17 protein-coding genes and 1 pseudogene are annotated in these 18,791 nt (G+C 52.0%); 9 read left to right on the forward strand and 9 right to left on the reverse strand.

Annotation, left to right across the window (positions count from 1 at the left end):
• Positions 1-27: 27 nt before the first annotated feature.
• Positions 28-1,689 carry a putative transporter gene (locus ACVXHP_RS12295; protein ID WP_200008904.1) on the forward strand — a complete coding sequence of 554 codons (1,662 nt, stop codon included), beginning with the start codon at positions 28-30 and terminating at the stop codon, positions 1,687-1,689.
• Here ACVXHP_RS12295 and ACVXHP_RS12300 read toward each other — a convergent pair.
• The 3 genes from ACVXHP_RS12300 to ACVXHP_RS12310 are packed head-to-tail and all read right to left on the reverse strand — an operon-like array spanning position 1,686 to position 4,862.
• Positions 1,686-3,170 (reverse strand): sulfatase, encoded by a 1,485-nt coding sequence (locus ACVXHP_RS12300; RefSeq protein WP_447571538.1) that lies wholly within the window; start codon positions 3,168-3,170, stop codon positions 1,686-1,688. The genes ACVXHP_RS12295 and ACVXHP_RS12300 overlap by 4 nt on opposite strands.
• A 9-nt stretch (positions 3,171-3,179) precedes the next feature.
• Entirely contained in the window at positions 3,180-3,509 is a 330-nt protein-coding gene (locus ACVXHP_RS12305) for a PTS sugar transporter subunit IIB (RefSeq protein ID WP_447571539.1), read from the reverse strand.
• Between the two features lie 27 nt (positions 3,510-3,536).
• Positions 3,537-4,862, reverse strand: a complete 1,326-nt coding sequence (locus tag ACVXHP_RS12310) for a PTS sugar transporter subunit IIC (protein ID WP_447571540.1) — start codon at positions 4,860-4,862, stop codon at positions 3,537-3,539.
• Between the two features lie 455 nt (positions 4,863-5,317).
• On the opposite strand from ACVXHP_RS12310, the gene ACVXHP_RS12315 reads away from it, so the two are divergent.
• On the forward strand, positions 5,318-6,733 hold the full coding sequence (locus ACVXHP_RS12315; protein WP_447571541.1) for an aryl-sulfate sulfotransferase: 1,416 nt from the start codon (positions 5,318-5,320) through the stop codon (positions 6,731-6,733).
• Positions 6,734-6,804: 71 nt separating this feature from the next.
• On the opposite strand, the pseudogene ACVXHP_RS12320 reads toward ACVXHP_RS12315, so the two are convergent.
• Positions 6,805-7,102 (reverse strand): annotated as a pseudogene (locus tag ACVXHP_RS12320) (hypothetical protein).
• Between the two features lie 107 nt (positions 7,103-7,209).
• Between ACVXHP_RS12320 and ACVXHP_RS12325 the strand changes: the two are divergent.
• Genes ACVXHP_RS12325 through ACVXHP_RS12335 form a run of 3 tightly spaced genes read left to right on the forward strand, consistent with a single transcriptional unit; the run spans position 7,210 to position 9,018 of the window.
• A complete protein-coding gene (locus ACVXHP_RS12325) occupies positions 7,210-7,557 on the forward strand; it encodes a YidH family protein (RefSeq protein ID WP_447571542.1) in 348 nt (115 codons plus the stop codon).
• The gene (locus ACVXHP_RS12330; RefSeq protein WP_447571543.1) at positions 7,547-7,909 is read left to right on the forward strand and encodes a DUF202 domain-containing protein; all 363 of its coding nucleotides are present in this window, start codon (positions 7,547-7,549) and stop codon (positions 7,907-7,909) included. The genes ACVXHP_RS12325 and ACVXHP_RS12330 overlap by 11 nt, the downstream gene beginning before the upstream one ends.
• Complete coding sequence (locus ACVXHP_RS12335; protein ID WP_447571544.1) at positions 7,906-9,018, forward strand: anaerobic sulfatase maturase; 1,113 nt, start codon at positions 7,906-7,908, stop codon at positions 9,016-9,018. The genes ACVXHP_RS12330 and ACVXHP_RS12335 overlap by 4 nt, the downstream gene beginning before the upstream one ends.
• 11 nt (positions 9,019-9,029) lie before the next feature.
• Here ACVXHP_RS12335 and dsdA read toward each other — a convergent pair whose 3' ends face one another.
• Complete coding sequence (gene dsdA, locus ACVXHP_RS12340) at positions 9,030-10,352, reverse strand: D-serine ammonia-lyase (protein WP_447571545.1); 1,323 nt, start codon at positions 10,350-10,352, stop codon at positions 9,030-9,032.
• A gap of 17 nt (positions 10,353-10,369) precedes the next feature.
• Complete coding sequence (dsdX, locus tag ACVXHP_RS12345; RefSeq protein WP_316129105.1) at positions 10,370-11,707, reverse strand: D-serine transporter DsdX; 1,338 nt, start codon at positions 11,705-11,707, stop codon at positions 10,370-10,372.
• 228 nt (positions 11,708-11,935) lie between these two features.
• Between dsdX and dsdC the strand changes: the two genes are divergently transcribed.
• Positions 11,936-12,862 (forward strand): DNA-binding transcriptional regulator DsdC, encoded by a 927-nt coding sequence (dsdC, locus tag ACVXHP_RS12350; RefSeq protein WP_069323826.1) that lies wholly within the window; start codon positions 11,936-11,938, stop codon positions 12,860-12,862.
• A 78-nt stretch (positions 12,863-12,940) separates the two neighbouring features.
• The gene (locus ACVXHP_RS12355; protein ID WP_410053819.1) at positions 12,941-14,023 is read left to right on the forward strand and encodes a cellulase family glycosylhydrolase; all 1,083 of its coding nucleotides are present in this window, start codon (positions 12,941-12,943) and stop codon (positions 14,021-14,023) included.
• On the opposite strand, the gene emrD is transcribed toward ACVXHP_RS12355, so the two are convergent.
• The 3 genes from emrD to tisB all read right to left on the reverse strand — a co-directional run bounded on the left by emrD (position 13,950) and on the right by tisB (position 16,374).
• Complete coding sequence (emrD, locus tag ACVXHP_RS12360) at positions 13,950-15,134, reverse strand: multidrug efflux MFS transporter EmrD (protein WP_200008902.1); 1,185 nt, start codon at positions 15,132-15,134, stop codon at positions 13,950-13,952. The genes ACVXHP_RS12355 and emrD overlap by 74 nt on opposite strands.
• A 193-nt stretch (positions 15,135-15,327) precedes the next feature.
• Positions 15,328-16,161: a DMT family transporter gene (locus ACVXHP_RS12365; RefSeq protein WP_085049145.1), complete on the reverse strand. Its 834-nt coding sequence runs from the start codon at positions 16,159-16,161 to the stop codon at positions 15,328-15,330.
• 123 nt (positions 16,162-16,284) lie between these two features.
• Positions 16,285-16,374, reverse strand: a complete 90-nt coding sequence (tisB, locus tag ACVXHP_RS12370) for a type I toxin-antitoxin system toxin TisB (RefSeq protein ID WP_003023909.1) — start codon at positions 16,372-16,374, stop codon at positions 16,285-16,287.
• A 522-nt stretch (positions 16,375-16,896) separates the two neighbouring features.
• On the opposite strand from tisB, the gene ivbL reads away from it, so the two are divergent.
• Both ivbL and ilvB read left to right on the forward strand, forming a co-directional pair.
• Positions 16,897-16,995, forward strand: a complete 99-nt coding sequence (gene ivbL, locus ACVXHP_RS12375; protein ID WP_003827118.1) for an ilvB operon leader peptide IvbL — start codon at positions 16,897-16,899, stop codon at positions 16,993-16,995.
• Positions 16,996-17,102: 107 nt separating this feature from the next.
• The gene (gene ilvB, locus ACVXHP_RS12380; RefSeq protein WP_447571546.1) at positions 17,103-18,791 is read left to right on the forward strand and encodes an acetolactate synthase large subunit; all 1,689 of its coding nucleotides are present in this window, start codon (positions 17,103-17,105) and stop codon (positions 18,789-18,791) included.

An 18,791-nucleotide genomic window follows, 5' to 3' on the forward strand; every position in this document is an offset into this window, starting at 1 on the left:
GAAATGTTATTCACAGGGAACAGGATAATGAGTGATATAGCATTGACGGTCAGCGTTCTGGCGTTGGTGGCGGTTGTCGGATTATGGATCGGCAACATAAAAATACGTGGCGTTGGTTTTGGCATCGGAGGGGTGCTGTTCGGCGGTATTATTGTCGGACATTTTGTCGATCAGGCAGGGATGACCTTGAGCGGCGACATGCTGCATTTCATTCAGGAATTTGGCCTGATTCTTTTCGTCTACACCATCGGTATTCAGGTGGGGCCGGGCTTTTTTGCGTCACTGCGCGTTTCCGGGCTGCGGCTGAATCTGTTTGCCGTACTGATTGTCATCATGGGTGGCCTGGTCACCGCGATCCTGCATAAGATTTTTGCCATTCCCCTTCCGGTGGTGCTGGGGATATTCTCGGGCGCGGTCACCAATACGCCGGCGCTGGGGGCGGGGCAGCAAATTCTGCGCGATCTGGGTACGCCAGCAGATATTGTAGACCAGATGGGGATGAGCTATGCCATGGCTTATCCTTTTGGTATTTGCGGTATTTTGCTCACAATGTGGCTGATGCGCCTTATTTTCCGCGTTAACGTCGATGCCGAAGCTCAGCAGCATGAATCCACGTTGACCAACGGACACGCGCTGATTCAAACGATGAACATCCGCGTGGAAAACCCGAACCTCAACAATATGGCGATTCAGGATGTCCCAATTCTGAACAGCGATAAAATCATCTGCTCGCGTCTGAAACGTGAAGAGACATTGATGGTGCCGTCGCCAGGGACGATTATCCAGATGGGCGACTTGCTACACCTGGTCGGCCAGCCTGGTGACCTGCACAACGCGCAGGTGGTGATTGGGCAGGAGGTGGACACATCGCTGTCGACGCGAGGTACTGATTTACGCGTTGAACGTGTGGTGGTGACAAACGAACAGGTGCTGGGTAAACGTATCCGCGATCTGCATTTTAAAGAACGTTACGACGTGGTTATCTCCCGTCTGAACCGTGCGGGCGTTGAGCTGGTGGCCAGCAGCGACGCCAGCCTGCAATTCGGGGATATCCTCAACCTGGTGGGGCGTCCCGCGTCTATTGATGCCGTTGCCAATGTTGTCGGCAACGCGCAGCAAAAACTGCAACAGGTGCAGATGCTGCCGGTATTTATCGGTATCGGACTGGGCGTGCTACTGGGTTCCATCCCGCTATTCATTCCGGGTTTCCCGGTAGCGTTAAAATTGGGTTTGGCCGGTGGACCGCTGATTATGGCCTTGATACTGGGGCGTATTGGTAGCATTGGTAAGCTGTACTGGTTTATGCCTCCCAGCGCTAACCTGGCGCTGCGAGAGTTAGGTATTGTGCTGTTCCTTGCGGTGGTTGGCCTGAAGTCCGGCGGTGATTTTGTTCATACGCTGACCCAGGGCGATGGGCTGAGCTGGGTCGGGTACGGTATTTTTATTACCGCCATTCCGCTGATTACCGTGGGATTACTGGCGCGTATCTTCGCCAAAATGAACTATCTGACGCTGTGCGGTATGCTGGCGGGGTCGATGACCGATCCTCCCGCGCTGGCGTTCGCTAACAACCTGCATGCCACCAGCGGGGCGGCAGCGCTTTCCTATGCCACCGTTTATCCGCTGGTGATGTTCCTGAGGATTATCACCCCGCAACTGCTGGCGGTGATCTTCTGGGGGCTGGGTTAGAAAGTTAAACCCAGCCTAACAAACTGCTCTGCCGGGGCGTCGTTTTCATGTAGCAGACGTACCAGCAGGGCAATCATCCGTGCCTCCACCTCTTTATCATCTATTGGCGTAAGCTGCTGTGGATCGGTGTGTAAATCGAATAGCAAATGGCCCGTACGATTGATTCCAGGGTATTTCTCACGGGACGGAATCCGCAACGTTTTAACCCCTTTAGTAAAGCTAAACGGTGGCGCGAGCGTTAATGACTGCAACTCCTTCACATCAAAGCGAGTATTCATCTTAATTGGCATCAGGGTGTAGTTAGCGATGTCATTCTCACGTCCGGGCAGTGCGGCGCGCATATAAACATAGCGACCATCAGTGACATTGACATGTCCGCTGAATACGCCGAACAGGGCCGCATCACGCACAGGCGTGTCATCCTCAAGAATTTTCGCCAGCGGATGCCCTTGCACATCGTCAGGGATAGGTTGATTAAAGAGCTCCAACAGCGTGGGAGCCCAGTCAATCATCTGCACCAGTGCGTTACGCTGAACACCCCGCTGACCACCACGTGGATCCCAGATAAACAACGGATTATTTGCCACTTCGTTGTAGTACGGCATCTGGTTTTTGGCCCACCACCCATGCTCTCCGAGCAGGAAACCATGATCGGTCCCCACAATGAGCATCGTGTCATGCCACATGTCAAAACGGTCCATCATGTCGAGAATACGCCCCAGATTGTGGTCACACATCGACACTAAAGCGCGGTAGCGGCAACGTATATGCTCTACAGCTTCCCCGCTCTCATCCACTTTACCGCGAGGCCAGTCATAATGTGGGCCATCCCAGCTATCCTGATACAACGAGAGATACGCTTCGGTAGTATAAAAAGGTTCATGGGGATCGAATGTTTCGATCTGTAGTAACCAATTATCCTGTTGATGGTTTTTTTCGACAAACTCACAACCTGCCGTAAAGACGCAGGATTGCGGGAAGTCCGCTTCCTGTTGGATATAGTCACGGTTGACCCAGTCTTGCCGCCATAACCCGGACTCACCGCACCCCGTCTGTTTCTGTGGGACACGTAGTACCTCAGGAATGGTTGGGTCTGCAACGCTGGCTTTCCAGTGATCGCCTTCCTGACCACGAATGATTTCCCACGTGTTATAGCGGTTATGATAGTTACCGCCACCGTCCTCCCAGTAGTGCAGATGGTCGCTAATAAGATGCGTATAGATCCCCGCCTTTTTCAGCAATTCTGGCATTGAGTCGTCAAATGGCTCCAGTGGTCCCCATTCACGGTGCAAAAAGTTATGTCGGCCGGTGTGCAACTCCCGGCGGGCTGGCATACAGGGCATGCTGCCAACATAACTGTTATTGAACGTCGTACAATGTGCGGCCAGACGCTGGAAGTTGGGGGCCTGGGTTATCATATCGCCATACGGTGGCAGATAGTGTTTATTCAGGCTGTCGTACAACAGAATAATTGCTTTCATCCGCGCTCCTTAACGGGCAGATAACAGGTGAGGGAAATGCGCCTCAATCACCGCGTAGATCTGCTTACCGATAGCCTCTCCATCCATAATATTTTCGATAGGAATAAGATACTGACCATGGCGCGGATCCAAGCTGACGACATCAATCAGTTTTTTCGAAATGGCATAAATATCAGCCCAGTCAGTAAATCCACCCACTTCACCAGCGGCGGTATGTTCCATCGCAAATTCAAATTGAAAATCATATTTAGCCAGCGCTTTTTTAACGACCGTCTGTAACATTACGCTACTACCGACACCATAGCCGCAAACAAACAGAAGATTAATTTTATCTTTCATGACGATATCCTTTTAATTCGAGGTTATTTAGACCGTATAAGGGCCCAGATTGAATACAGAGGCGATCAGTTTCAGTAATTCACAAATGGCCGGCCATAATGTTGCCCAGTCAAATATACCGGTCCAGCCAACGCCTTCTGTTGCCAGACCGGTTAAGGGAATTGCCCATACTGTGCCGAAGGTTTGAATTATCCCCAGCAGGAATGTACAAATGATAACGGAGCGATAACCTCCCATCCGGTTGGCTAAAACGCCAATCGGACCACCGGAGAAGAAAAGGGGCACAAAACCGGGTAATACCATAATAGGGCTTTTGGTAATAAGCAGGATTCCCATCGAAAATATGGTGCCGAAGGTACAGAAGATGAATCCAAGAGTGGCTGCATTTGGTGAAAAAGGTAATAGTGCGGCAACATCTACTGCCGGAATGGCATCGGGGATTAAGCGATCTTGCCAGCCTTTAAAGGAGGCATTTATTTCCCCAACCATCATTCTCACGCCCTGCAGGAGAATGACCATATACATGGAGAACTGCAGTCCGAGGTTAATCACATAGATATACCAGGGTTTGCCTTTTGCCATCAATTGAACATTCTCAATGCCGGTCGAGAGCAAAAATCCGCCGACGAACAGCGTCATCACAATGGCAATAGCGGTGACATTATGGTTAAAAATAGCCAACCAGCCGGGCAGTTTCAGGTTTTCTGCATCCTGCTTTTCGGCATCGCCAAACAGATGGGCGAATTTTGAAAAAAACCAGATTCCGATCATCTGATTATGGGCGATAGTAAAACCGGCATTATTGGTGATTTTCGCAACGGGTTTAGCTATTAACGTCGTGGCAAAGGCCCAGAAAACCCCAGTTAAAATACCAGCAATGATGATTGACTGTACCCAACCGAAGCCTAACCAGAATACGATCAGCCAGAGTACGGCCTGCGAGTGTGAAACCCCAGTGTTACCGGTTAAGAAAATCCCTTTTACCCGCGTATAGCGACCAAATAGCACCAGCAAAAGATTGGTAAAAAAAGCCAGTACGAAGACGTAGCCGACATAACCAAAGTTATCCCCGAGGGCAATTTGGGTAGCCGCTTTCATGGCATATGAATCCATTAAATAACCATGAATACCGTAGGATTTACTGACGGCATCTGCGACAGGTTTAAAGGTGGCTGAAAATTGGAAGCCGCCAAATAGAACCATCATCAACCCGACCATCGCGCTAACCATGCCTGTAATAATTTTAATTGGCGGCTTTTTGTCAAGGGCATAACCTAAACCTACGAGCAAACCAATTAGGATCGCGGGCTCTGTTAAGAAAGATTGTATTACATTGATAAATTCAGAAAACATAACTCAGTCAACCCCCGTGATATTCGCTTCCAGATCAAAGTTGTTGGTGCTCATTCAATAACGGACGACTATTTATTTCTGCGACAGATTTTTATGAAAACAAAATCACTTTAGTAATCAAATTTACTCATTAAAAGATTGCTTGTGATTTTTTGTGATTTAATTTGCAAAAAAACATCCTTTATAACTCCTGTGTATTAATTTGGTTTATTCATGGATGATATTGATTTGAGGTTATTCTTAAAAAAATACACTACAAATTATTTGTTTTATTTATATTTTTATTTTGTATGTTTAATGTTTTGTTATTCTTTGAGTTTATGGTGCATGTTCTTGATAAAATGGTTTATATCAATATGTTATTTTGTGCACTCATCCACATAACATGGCTAGTATGAGGAGTAGTTTTATTTTGAAAGTTATTACATTCTTATTTTTAATGAAAGGGATAAAAGATGAGTGCGAATTATACAGTGATAATTAATCCTTATAATCAAAATAAACTTAGTGCATTAATTCAGTTGGACAATATAGAGGCGGTAAAATTTGATTATACTGTTCATGGTAAAACATTAAATGCCGATTTTTATTACAGCACTGATGAATACAGTTCTAATACTCAGATTATTGTTGTTGGCTTGTATGCCGATTATCAGAATACGGTTACGCTGAATGTTTATACGGTGGATAATGCTACCACCTCTTTCACGGTAACAATCTCAACTGAGGGTCAGGAGTATGGCGATGTTCCTCTGGTGCTGACAATCAATACTGAAGACAGCGCGATGGCGGAAAAGACCTTAGGACGGGGGTGGTTTGTCACCAGTGCATGGAACGGCTATGACATTAATGGCGATCTACGTATTACCGGCCTTTTCCCATGGATGTACGGTAACTTAAAGATCATCGACAATGCGTTGTGGTCAGCGTTAGCCAGTGAAACTTATGATCCCGATAAGCATGCATTTGCACCTGCTTTATATCGTTTTAACCTGGCGGGAGACGTTTCACAAACCTATACCGCACCTGCAGGCTATGGTTTTCATCACGATATCACCACGGATGGGAAAGGTAATCTCTGGCTATTGGGTTCGTTGCTGGATAACTGGAGTGATGAGCAAAAACTGGAGTGCATAATTTATAAATATGACATCGCCAGCGGGACGTTACTCTGGCAACGTGATTACTCTCAGGAGTTTTTGGGAGCCACGGTACTGGATAATACTGATACCAATGATGTGCATTTTAATAGCCTTGAGTATGTAAAAGAAACTAATCAGTTAATCGTCAACTCACGTTCGAGCTGTACAATTATTGGCCTGAACGTTGACTCCGGCGATGCTGAGTGGATTATTGATAATCCTGATTTTCCAGTGTTGGCGAGCCCATGCAATTTAAGCGTGGTGAATGCCGACGATTTTCATTATCCCAATGGGGAACATGCGGTTTTTATTACTCAAAATAGCAAGTATCAGGCCTGGCGGGGTGACAATAAATTCGTCATTTCTCTGTTCAATAATAATTCTTGTGCGGATGAGAGTGGGAATGAGCTAGTGCGTATCATTGAATCCGATCCTGTCGCTTATAGTTCAGCTGAGCTTGATTCCCTGCCTACAATTTTGGCTATCGATTTAACCGCTTTAACGGTGGAGAGATTGGATCAGTTTAGCTTTCCTGGTCAACGCAGTGAACTTACATCGTCGGTCTTTGATGTAGGCAACGACTATTACAATGTTTATTTTGGCGCAGAGCAATCTTTCTTTGTCTTTGATACAGATAACAATATTGGCCTCTCTATTTATAATATTGATAAGGGATTAGGCTATCGCGGTCGCATCTTTACTTATGAAGAGTTACGTTCACTGCTCTAACCCGTCATCTTTTCAGATAATAGTTGCTGCGTGCGGGTGGGCGTCACGCAAATGGTCGTCCACCCGACAGTTTAAATTGGTGAACCGCCGCTGAGAAAGGAAAATATCAGCATAAGCAGAATGATGCCGCAGATAATAGCAATGCCAAAGAGTAGAGCATGAAAGGCGAGCGTCGCGCGGTTGTTCGCCTTTCAGCCCGGCAAGAATACCTTTTTTAACAGCGGACACCTTCTCTGCCACCACGCTTTCCAGCCCAAACGGCGGGGCGGAAAAGGGGCCAAAAGAGAAATGGAAAATGCCAAGAATCAACGCAATCGCGCCGAAAAGCATTCCCAATGAGCTACATTTGTTTTGCGCTATGATGTCCATCCGAACTCCCTGTGCTGGATAGCGCAAAGCATATCAGCAATACGTTGTATGAAATTCTGAAAATGAGCAGGACTCGCGGACGATCGCGAAAAAGAAAAGGAGTTGTCATGAAGATTTCCCGCCTTGGCGAAGCGCCGGATTATCGCTTCTCTCTGGCAAATGAGCGTACTTTTCTGGCGTGGATCCGTACTGCGCTGGGATTTCTGGCGGCGGGCGTTGGCCTTGACCAACTGGCTCCGGATTTTGCCACGCCAGTCATTCGCGAGCTGTTGGCGCTGTTATTGTGTCTGTTTGCCGGTGGACTGGCGATTTACGGCTACCTGCGTTGGCTGCGTAATGAGAGGGCAATGCGTCTGAAAGAGGATTTGCCGTACACCCATAGCCTGTTAATCATCAGTCTGATTTTGATGATCGTCGCGGTGATTGTCATGGGACTGATACTGTATGCCGGATAGCCGTAAATCGCGACGTATCGCCGATCCGGGGTTACAGCCGGAGCGAACATCGCTGGCCTGGTTTCGTACCCTGCTGGGCTATGGCGCGTTAATGGCGTTAGCGCTGAAGCACAACTGGCATCAGGCGGGGTTCCTGTTTTGGGTTTCAATTGCCGTGCTGGCGATGGCGGCAATCGTTCTATGGCGCTACACCCGCAGTCGCAACCTCATGGATGTTAGTCATAGTGATTTTTCTGAATCTCGCGCGGTGCGTGACAAATTTATGATCTCCCTCGCGGTGTTATCCCTCGCAATACTGTTTGCTGTAACACATGTTCGCCAACTTATTGCATTTATCGGGAATTTAGCATGACAGGATGTCAGGTCATGGCCAAGCCGGCCAGCTCTCGTTGTAACCTTGATTGTCGTTACTGTTTTTACATTGATAAACCCACTCAACCCGTAATGGATGATGCCACCTTAGAGACGTTTATACGCCAACATATCGCCGCGCAGTCGGGGTCTGAAGTGATGTTTGCCTGGCAGGGTGGGGAACCAACACTCTGTGGGATCGACTTTTTTCGCCGCGTCGTGACGTTGCAAAAACGGTACGGGGAAGGAAAGCAAATCCATAATGCTTTCCAGACTAACGGGATTTTGCTCAACGACGAATGGTGCCAGTTTTTACATGATAACGGCTGGCTGGTTGGGATTTCCCTGGATGGCCCGGCAGAGTTACACGACGCCCATCGCGTTAGCCGCAGCGGAAAACCGACCCACCATAAGGTGGTGGATGCCATTACCAGGCTGCGTGAGCATCAGGTAGAGTTCAATCTGCTGGTGGTGGTTAATTCCCTGAACAGCCAACGGCCAGGGCCGATGTATCGCTACCTTCGCCAGCTTGGCACACCCTTTTTGCAGTTCATTCCGCTGGTTGAATATGATGAAAAAGGTGAGCTTACCAGCGAATCCGTCCCACCGCAGGCGTGGGGAACCTTCCTGAATTCTGTCTTTGATATCTGGGTCAGAGAAGATATTGGCCGCGTTTTCGTCCAGTTGTTTGATTCAACTTTGGGCGTATGGTGTGGGCATCCGTCGCAGATGTGTTCGCTAAGCTCAACCTGCGGACATGCTTTTGCCCTGGAAGCGAATGGCGATTTGTATCAGTGCGATCACTATGTCTACCCGGATTTTCGCTTGGGTAATCTTCATCACACCTCGCTGAGCGAGCTCAATGCCAGCCCGCAGGCAGCGGAGTTTGGTCAGTCCAAGAAGACCACGCTGAGTGCGGAATGCCAGGCGTGTTCGCTGTTACGCTTTTGCCATGGCGATTGTCCAAAGCATCGTGACAGCCGTGGAAAGAGTGCAATTTGCGGCGGATACAGCGCTTTCTTCAACCATACCGCCCCGCATATGCGCGTGATGCGTGACCTGCTTAAGCAGCATCGCTCACCGATGGAGCTGATGGCGATGCTGCGTTAAGCTCAGCGGCGTTACCGCCCTTTGGCTAAATACTGCGCCATTTCGGCTTCCGGCACCATGCCGCCGCCGGTCGCCCACACCAGATGCGTGGCGTTATTGAGCTGGTCGGCGCTGAAGCCGTGCATCTGCTGATAGTCAGCAGAGGCGCAAACGTGCTGCGGACCGGCCATCCCCGCCAGCGCCGAAGGCTCAAGGCGAATCCCTTCTTCCTGCGCCAGCCAGCCCAGCATGTCGTACATCGTTTGATCGTCCAGGGTGTACAGACCGTCGAGCAGACGCTCCATCGCCCGGCCGACAAACCCCGAAGCGCGGCCCACCGCCAGCCCATCCGCCGCCGTCAGGTTGTCGATGCCAATATCCTGCACGGAAATGGTATCGTGCAGCCCGGTATAAATCCCCAGCAGCATGCACGGTGAATGGGTCGGCTCGGCGAAGAAGCAGTGCACGTTATCGCCAAATGCCAGCTTCAGACCAAACGCTACCCCGCCAGGGCCGCCGCCGACGCCGCACGGCAGGTACACAAACAGCGGATGATCGGCATCGACCACGCGTCCCTGCTGCGCGAATTGCGCCTTCAGACGCTGACCAGCCACCGCGTAACCTAAAAACAGCGTGCGGGAGTTTTCATCATCGATAAAGAAGCAGTTCGGATCGGACTCTGCCGCTTTGCGGCCCTGTTCAACCGCCACCCCGTAATCCTCTTCATACTCGACGACCGTCACGCCGTGGCTGCGCAGTTTGGCTTTTTTCCATGCGCGCGCGTCGGCAGACATATGCACCGTCACCTTAAAGCCGATGCGGGCGCTCATGATGCCGATAGACATCCCGAGGTTGCCGGTGGAACCTACCGCGATGCTGTACTGGCTGAAAAACTGTTTAAATTCAGGTGAAAGCAGAATGCTGTAATCATCTTCTGTCGTCAGCAGACCGGCTTCCAGCGCCAGTTTTTCCGCGTGGGTCAGGACTTCATAAATGCCGCCACGCGCTTTAATTGAGCCGGAAATCGGCAGGTGGCTGTCTTTCTTCAGCAGGATTTCGCCGCGAATGGGCTGTTCGAACTCTTTTTCCAACCGCTTTTGCATCAATGGAATGGCGGCCAGCTCAGACTCAATAATGCCGCCGGTGGCTGCGGTTTCCGGGAATGCCTGCGCCAGGTACGGCGCGAAGCGCGTCAGCCGGGCATGGGCATCCTGCACATCGTGCTCGGTCAGGCCAACATAGGGTAAACCTTCCGCAAGAGAGGTGGTGCCAGGGTTAAACCAGGTGGTCTCTTTGAGAGCCACCAGATCTTCCACTAAAGGATACTGGGCGATAAGTGTTTGAATGTTTTCCATAGTCAGTCTCTTCGCGCTTAGATAATAAAGGAAAGCAGGAATGTGCAAGCCAGTGCAATAACGGACGCGATAAATGTCGCGGTCGTATAGTATTTAAATGTCTCATTCAGGGTGGCGCCGCAGTACTGCTTCACCAGCCAGAAGAGGGAATCTGTGACGATCGTGCAGCCAATTGCGCCAGAACCAATCGCAATGGCGATGATCTCCGGGCTAACGTCAGGGTAAAGCGGCAGCATCGGCGCTACGATTGCCGTGGCCCCCATCATCGCCACCGTGGCAGAGCCCACCGCAGCGTGCAGAATTAACGCCACCAGCCACGCCAGCAGAATTGGGTGCATATGCATGTTCGAGAGGATCAGCGCGAGAGTATCGGCCAGTCCGCTGCTCTTGAGGATAGCGTTGAATGCGCCGCCTGCGCCGATAATCAGCAGAATGTTGGCAATCGAGCCAAAACCGTTTTCGGTGTGGGTCAGCAGCGCCCCCATACCGATGTGCTGACGCAGGCCGAGAATGTAGTAGGCCACGAAGACGGCAATAAACATCGCGGTAATCGGGTTACCAATAAACTCCAGCAGCGTGTACAGCGTGCTGCCTTTCGTCATGTTCAATTCAGCAACGGTTTTGACCAGCATCAGGCCAATGGGTAACAGGACGGTAAACAGCGTCGCGCCCAGCGACGGCAGCGTACTTTCGTCACGCACTTTAAGATCAGAAAATTCAGCCGGCACCGGTTTAAACGGCAGACGGTTACCGAGGAATTTCAGGTACAGCGGGCCGCCGATCAGTGATGCCATGAGGCCCACCAGTAAACCGTAGACAATCACACTGCCAATATCTGCGCCCAGCTTATTCGCCACGAACAGGGCGGCCGGATGCGGCGGTACCACGCAGTGCACCGCCATCAGCGCCGTACACAGTGGGATCGCCAGCTTCAGGAGTGAGGTATTGGTCTTTTTGGCAATTGAAAAAGCCAGCGGAATCAACAGCACCACGCCAACCTCAACAAACAGCGTGATCCCGCAAATCAACCCGACCAGTACCATAATGACATCAGCGGAAAGCCAGCGGCAGCGCTGTAACGTCAGGCCGATGCGTTCGGCCGCGCCGGACACTTCCATCATTTTGCCCAGAATGGTCCCGAGGCCGATAACCGCAGCGAGGAAGCCCAGCGTACCGCCGATGCCGCTCTCAATGGCATTGACCATATCCAGCGGCCCCATACCCATCATCGTACCCACGAAGAAGCTGGCCAGCAGCAGCGCCAGAAACGGGTGGAATTTGAACTTCACGATGGTCAAAACGATTAACACGATGCTTATCAGCAGCGTGCTCACAACCCAGATTTGAGAGTGCATAACTCACCTTGCCCTGTGATTAACCTGGGGTTATTGGACAAAAATAAGGCAGGGTCTGACAAACGATATAAATCCTCTTTCACATGAGCCAGATTGCATCAATTAAGTGATTTACGTCTAATTACGCGTCATTAATGCGATATGGTTCACTCTGATTCACCTTTATGCTGATTTTTACAGCGGTTTTTTTTACACTTCGACGCATCATTCAGGATGACAGAGATGAATATGGATCCCCTACGCGAAGTCAGAAACCGACTGCTCAACGGCTGGCAGCTGTCAAAGCTGTATACCTTTGAAGTGGCTGCTCGCCATCAGTCATTTGCGCTGGCGGCAGACGAGCTTTCATTAAGCCCCAGCGCCGTCAGCCACCGCATTAATCAGTTGGAAGATGAACTGGGTATTCAGCTGTTTGTCCGTTCTCACCGCAAAGTGGAACTGACCCACGAGGGTAAACGGGTGTTCTGGGCACTGAAATCGTCGCTGGATACGCTCAACCAGGAAATCCTTGATATCAAAAATCAGGAGCTGTCGGGGACGCTCACCGTGTACTCACGGCCCTCCATCGCCCAGTGCTGGCTGGTTCCGGCGCTCGGCGACTTCACCCGACGCTATCCGTCGATTTCGCTGACCATGCTGACCGGGAATGACAACGTCAACCTGCAGCGTGCCGGAATCGATCTGGCTATTTATTTTGACGATGCGCCCTCCGCCCAGCTCACCCATCACTTCCTGATGGATGAAGAGATCCTGCCGGTATGCAGCCCGGACTACGCCTCTCGTTATGGTCTCACTGGCTCGCTGGTGAATCTGCCGCACTGTACGTTGCTGCACGACAGGCAGGCGTGGAGTAACGACTCCGGGACCGATGAATGGCACAGCTGGGCGCAGCATTTTGCGGTAAATTTGCCAACATCGTCGGGCATTGGCTTCGATCGTTCTGATTTAGCGGTGATTGCGGCAATGAACCATATCGGCGTGGCGATGGGGCGCAAAAGGCTGGTGCAAAAACGCCTCGACAGCGGAGAACTGGTCGCGCCTTTTGGTGATATGGCGCTGAAATGCCACCAGCATTACTACATCACCACGCTGCCCGGCAGGCAGTGGCCGAAAATCGAGGCGTTTATTGGTTGGCTTCAGGAGCAGGTTAAATAAGCGGGTCACGCATATTTTTTACGCTTTCTCTCTACACGGAAAGTGAAAAAGCATGCTAAATACGTGATATCACTCCTGATGATTTGCGTAAGGACGACCGTGCTAAAACCGATTGTTTCCCTGTTACTCTTCGCCAGCGCCACCGTGTGTGCCGCGCAACCTGCGTTGACGGCGGCGTCGTATGCGCAGCAGCTTGGGGTCGGGATGGATGTAGATTGGGCGCGAACCGAGCGTGGCATTCGTGAGTTCGATCCGCTGGTGGTACGGGATTTCAGGGCGAAAGGCATTTCCCATGTGCGTATCCGCGTGGCGGGAGAACCGACAGAAGCCAGACTGATTCATCTGCGCAAGCTGGTCGAAGCCTGCGAGCAGTATGGCGTAATCCCGATTATTGCTTACCAGGCGGATGAATATAAACAAGACCCCAGCGCCGGTAATGAAAAAGAGGTGGTTAACTGGTGGGTGGCGGTGGCGCATTACTTTGGTCAACGTTCGCCGCTACTGGGTTTTGACCTGATTTATGAACCTGCGGATAAGCTCAACCATAATCAGGCATCGCTCAATCGGGTATATGACAAAACGATTCGCACCATCCACGCTATTGACCCGCAACGGATGATCTTCATCGCGCCGCGACTGCGTGCCGCGCCGGAAGAGTTACCGAACCTGAAGTTGCCGCCGCAAAGCCAGAATACCGTGCTGGCCGAATGGCATATCTTCCCGTGGGGACCGCTGAAAAATAACGGCAAATATCCATGGACGTCCGGGACTGCGGCTGAAAAGACGGCTATTCGCGCCCGTATCAATACCGCCATTCGCTGGCAGCAGAAAACCGGTCACGTGAGTTGGGTGGGGGGCTGGTCGCCGGGAGAAACCATTAAAAATGGGCCTTCTGCTGCGCAAATGGCCTTCGCCCGGTTTATGGCGTGCGAGCTGAAGAAAGCGAAGATTCCCTATGCTATCAATGCGGATACGCAGTTTTATGATGGCGAGGAGGGGGCCTGGCGTCCGGCGCTGGAGCCGTTGCTGACGACGATGATTGCGCCTGAATGCGAAAAGCCCGGCGATAAACCGGGCCATCATGCGCTTAAACCGCCTGCCCCTGATGCGACACGCGTGACGCCAGCGGAAGCCAGCACACAAAAATCAGCAGCCCCATAAGGGTCATCAATAGGCCCAGACTGGCTTGTCCGGTCTGCGGCAGCATCGCAGAGAACCACGCCAGCACGCCGGAACCAATGTTCTGTAATCCCCCGACCAGCGCGCCGGCAGTGCCCGCCAGGAACGGGAAAGGCTCCATTGCGCCGCTGGTTGCCAGCGGAAACAACATCCCGGCGCCGAAGAAAAACAGCGCGGCGGGAACCAGCAGCGTCCAGACGTTCATCACGTCGAACAGACCCGGGATCCACATCATCAAACCGGCGACCAGACAGCAAATAACCGACTGCCACATCAGCGTTGAGAAACGCTTGTTTGGGCGACCGGCGAACCAGGCGCCGAAAAACGCCGCCGGAATAGGCAGAATAAACAGGATGCTGACCACCATGCTGCTTAAACCCAGCCTTGCGCCCAATAATACCCCGGAGCAGGCTTCGAAGACCGCAACACCCGCCAGGCCACCGATCAGCATGAGCACGTAACAGGTGAAAGAGCTGTTGCCAAACAGCGTCTTATAGCTGGCGATAAGCCGTGGACGCGGCGCGCCTGCCGGGCGCGTTTCCGGCATCCAGCGCGCCATGCTAAACGTGACGCCCGCGCACAGGACCAGTAGAAAAATATAACAAGCGCGCCAGTTCCACACGGTATCCAGCATACCGCCAATCAGCGGTGCCAGCAGCGGACTGACCAGGATCCCCATATTCAGCAAACTGTTGGCGTGACGAAGCTGCGTACCTTCATACAGGTCTCGCGGCAAGGTTCGCGCCATCACACCGCCGACGCCTGTTCCCATCCCCTGGATTGCACTGGCGATAATCAGTACCGTCAGGCTGTGGGTGGTGATGGCGACCAGCGTGGCCAGCATAAAAATAGACATCCCGGCGAGGATCACCGGACGGCGGCCAACGCGATCGGAAAGTGGGCCGTAAAACAGTTGTGACAGGCCGTAGGTCAGCAGATAGGCGGCCATCACGCTCTGCACCGCCCCTTCGCGAACGTTCAGTTCACGCGCCATATCAGCAATCGCGGGGATATAAATGGTTTGCGCCATCTGTCCAACCGCCACCAGTAATACCAACATCAACAACAAATTGACGCTTCTATGCCTTTTCATTTCGCTGATAACTTTTCAAAAAGTGAAAAAATAAGAATAAGGTGCTGCACTTTCCCGTAAATGCGCGTGGAATCTACCACAACAGAAAAAGAAGGCCAGATAGTAGGCTGGAATGTTTAAGCGAGGAACGGCAGGAAATGTAAACAAAAAACGGCAACAAATGTTGCCGGATTGCATCAGGTCGACAAAGAGATCACGACAAGCGTAGCAAAACCGCGCCTATGGCAATACCTGCAGCCGCGACAAGACGTATCCCTGCGACCTTTTCTTTCAGCAACAGCCAGGCGAGCAGCGCGCCAAACAGGATAGAAGTTTCACGCAGCGCAGCGACCACCGCCAACGGTGCCTGGGTCATGGCCCACAGCGCCAGTCCGTAAGAACCCATCGTGCCAATCCCGCCAAGAATCCCTTTCTTCCACTGTTGTACCAGATAGCGTGATGCTTCCCGGCGTCGGGCGATCATCGCCCAGGTGAGCAGGCAAGAACCGTTCAGAAAGAAGGTCCACAGCGTATAACCCAGCGCGGTTTCTGATAAGCGTACCCCGGTGCCGTCGACCAGCGTGTAACCGGCAATAAAGCAGGCGTTAATGAGCGCCAGTACGATCCCGCGTTGCGAGCTGCTGCGCCCGTTAAATGCCATGCCGAGAATAGCCAGACAGATGGTGGCAATCCCCACCCAGGCAAGCATAGAGAGACTATCGCCAAGGAACAGGACGCTGATAATCGCAACCAGCAATGGTGCGGTGCCGCGCATCAAAGGGTAGGTCTGACTCATATCCGAAACCTGATAGGTTTTGGCGACCAGGACCGTGTACACCACTTGTAAAGCCGTTGAGACAGCTAAAAACGGCAGGCTGGCGGCAGAAGGCTGAGGCGCAAAGGGTAAGCAGATCAACGCCATAATCGCAGCAGAACCGCTGACGCCGATCGCCGAGTACAGTTTATCGTTTCCAGCCTTAACAATGGCATTCCAGCTGGCATGCAGCAGCGCGGCGAACAGCAAAATGCAGAAAACAGAAAGCGTCATGGCGGAATTCTTCCCTGAGAATGTCATAAAAACGTAACATATTGGCGCGTGACAAGCACCTGGGAAAAAGTGAAAGGGGAGCGGAGTGTTACCCGCTCCCCTTAGGTGCGACTTGAATCTGAATTACTTAACGTATTTCAGAACGGCATCAAGTAGTTGCAGTGCTGCAACAATGAGTTTGAGGATAAGAATAGCGATATCCACGAGGCTCATACGCTCTCCTTTTGGTACAAGGAGCACGGTGCTGACGTACCTCGCCGCTGCCTGTTGCCAGCACCTTTGTTGACATAACACAGTGTGCTCACACGGGGGTTAAGGCGCTGACGGCACCACCCGTTTCAGCCAGGACTTTGATGCGCCGGTTTACGATGCGACCCCCGCATAACACATTGCGTACCGAAATATTATAGATAAATACTGTATAAATTAACAGTATTTTGTGGACGAGACGTCAACATTAGGCCATACTCAAACTCATCAAAATTCGTGCCGAAATTGCGTGTTCTTCGCAGAACGCGTATACTTTTCCCGTTGACATAACACAGTGTGCTCGGCGGCTACCAACCGCACAACGCTGAAAAGAACCTCGCTCCGGCGGGGTTTTTTGTTTTTCCACACCGTATAGCGAAATGTGATCGCTGACGCATTTTTGTGCAGATGAAAATTTTTCCATTGTCACGCTGAAAAACCTGTGTTTGTATAAATCCAGTTAATCAACAAACAGACAGGTCCCTAATGAACCCTTCCATGCTGACTGCGACCCTACTAAAAACTGCGCCATCTCGCGCAGCGGTCGTCGTGCGTGTGGTGGTGGTCGTCGGCAATGCGCCGTAGGGTCCGGATCAACACACGATTCCAAAACCCCGCCGGCGCAAACCGGGCGGGGTTTTTCGTTTAAGAGACCTGCCCGGAGCAAAGGCCCAGAATAAAAGGACTGGAGCATGGCAAGTTCGGGCATAACATCCAAGCGCACTCGCTTTACGGGCGCAGAATTCATCGTTCATTTCCTGGAACGTCAGGGAATCCAGGTGGTCACCGGTATCCCTGGCGGATCGATTCTTCCCGTCTATGACGCCTTAAGCCAAAGCACGCAAATCCGTCATATCCTGGCGCGCCACGAACAGGGTGCGGGGTTTATCGCGCAAGGCATGGCGCGAACCGATGGCAAACCCGCCGTGTGTATGGCTTGTAGCGGCCCAGGCGCCACCAACCTGGTGACCGCTATTGCCGACGCTCGCCTGGATTCCATCCCGCTGGTGTGCATCACCGGGCAGGTTCCGGCCTCGATGATCGGTACCGACGCCTTCCAGGAGGTCGACACCTACGGAATTTCTATCCCCATCACCAAGCACAACTATCTGGTCCGCCATATCAATGAATTACCGCAGGTCATGAGCGATGCGTTCCGCATTGCGCAGTCCGGACGTCCAGGCCCGGTGTGGATAGACATTCCTAAGGATATTCAAACCGCCGTATTTGACATTGAAGAGATGCCGGAACCCGCGCAGAAAATGGCGGCACCGGCGTTCAGTCAGGACAGCATTCGCGATGCCGCGGCCATGATTAACGCTGCAAAGCGTCCGGTGCTGTACCTCGGCGGCGGCGTGATTAACGCGCCCGCCCGCGTTCGTGAGCTGGCCGAAAAAGCCATGCTGCCTACCACCATGACCTTAATGGCGCTTGGCATGCTGCCCAAGGCACATCCGCTGTCGTTAGGCATGCTGGGTATGCACGGCGCGCGCAGCACCAACTTTATTCTGCAAGAAGCCGATTTACTGATTGTTCTGGGCGCACGTTTTGATGACCGGGCGATTGGTAAAACCGAGCAGTTCTGCCCGAACGCCAAAATCATCCATGTAGATATCGACCGCGCAGAGCTGGGTAAAATCAAACAGCCGCACGTAGCGATTCAGGCGGATGTCGATGAGGTTCTGGCGCAGTTGATCCCAATGGTTGAAGCCCAGCCGCGAGAGGCATGGCATCAGATGGTGGCCGATTTACAACGTGAATTTCCTTGCGCCATTCCACAGGAAAGCGACCCGCTCAGTCACTATGGGCTGATCAACGCGGTGGCCGCCTGCGTGGATGACAGCGCCATTATCACCACTGACGTCGGCCAGCATCAGATGTGGGCGGCGCAGGCGTATCCGCTGAACCGTCCGCGTCAGTGGCTGACCTCTGGCGGTCTCGGCACCATGGGATTTGGCCTGCCCGCAGCAATTGGCGCGGCGCTGGCGAACCCGGATAAAAAAGTGCTGTGCTTCTCCGGCGACGGCAGTCTGATGATGAATATTCAGGAAATGGCGACGGCCAGCGAAAATCAGCTGGATATTAAAATCATCCTGATGAATAACGAAGCGTTGGGTCTGGTATATCAGCAGCAGAGCCTGTTCTATAAGCAGGGTGTTTTTGCGGCGACCTATCCGGGGATGATTAACTTTATGCAGATAGCCGCCGGATTTGGTCTGGAAACCTGCGATTTGAATAACGAAGCGGATCCACAGGCAGCGTTGCAGGAGATAATTAATCGACCTGGACCTGCACTGATCCACGTGCGTATCGACGCGGAAGAAAAAGTGTACCCGATGGTGCCGCCTGGTGCGGCAAACACTGAAATGGTGGGGGAATAA

This window comes from Citrobacter freundii complex sp. 2025EL-00176 (assembly GCF_053309355.1).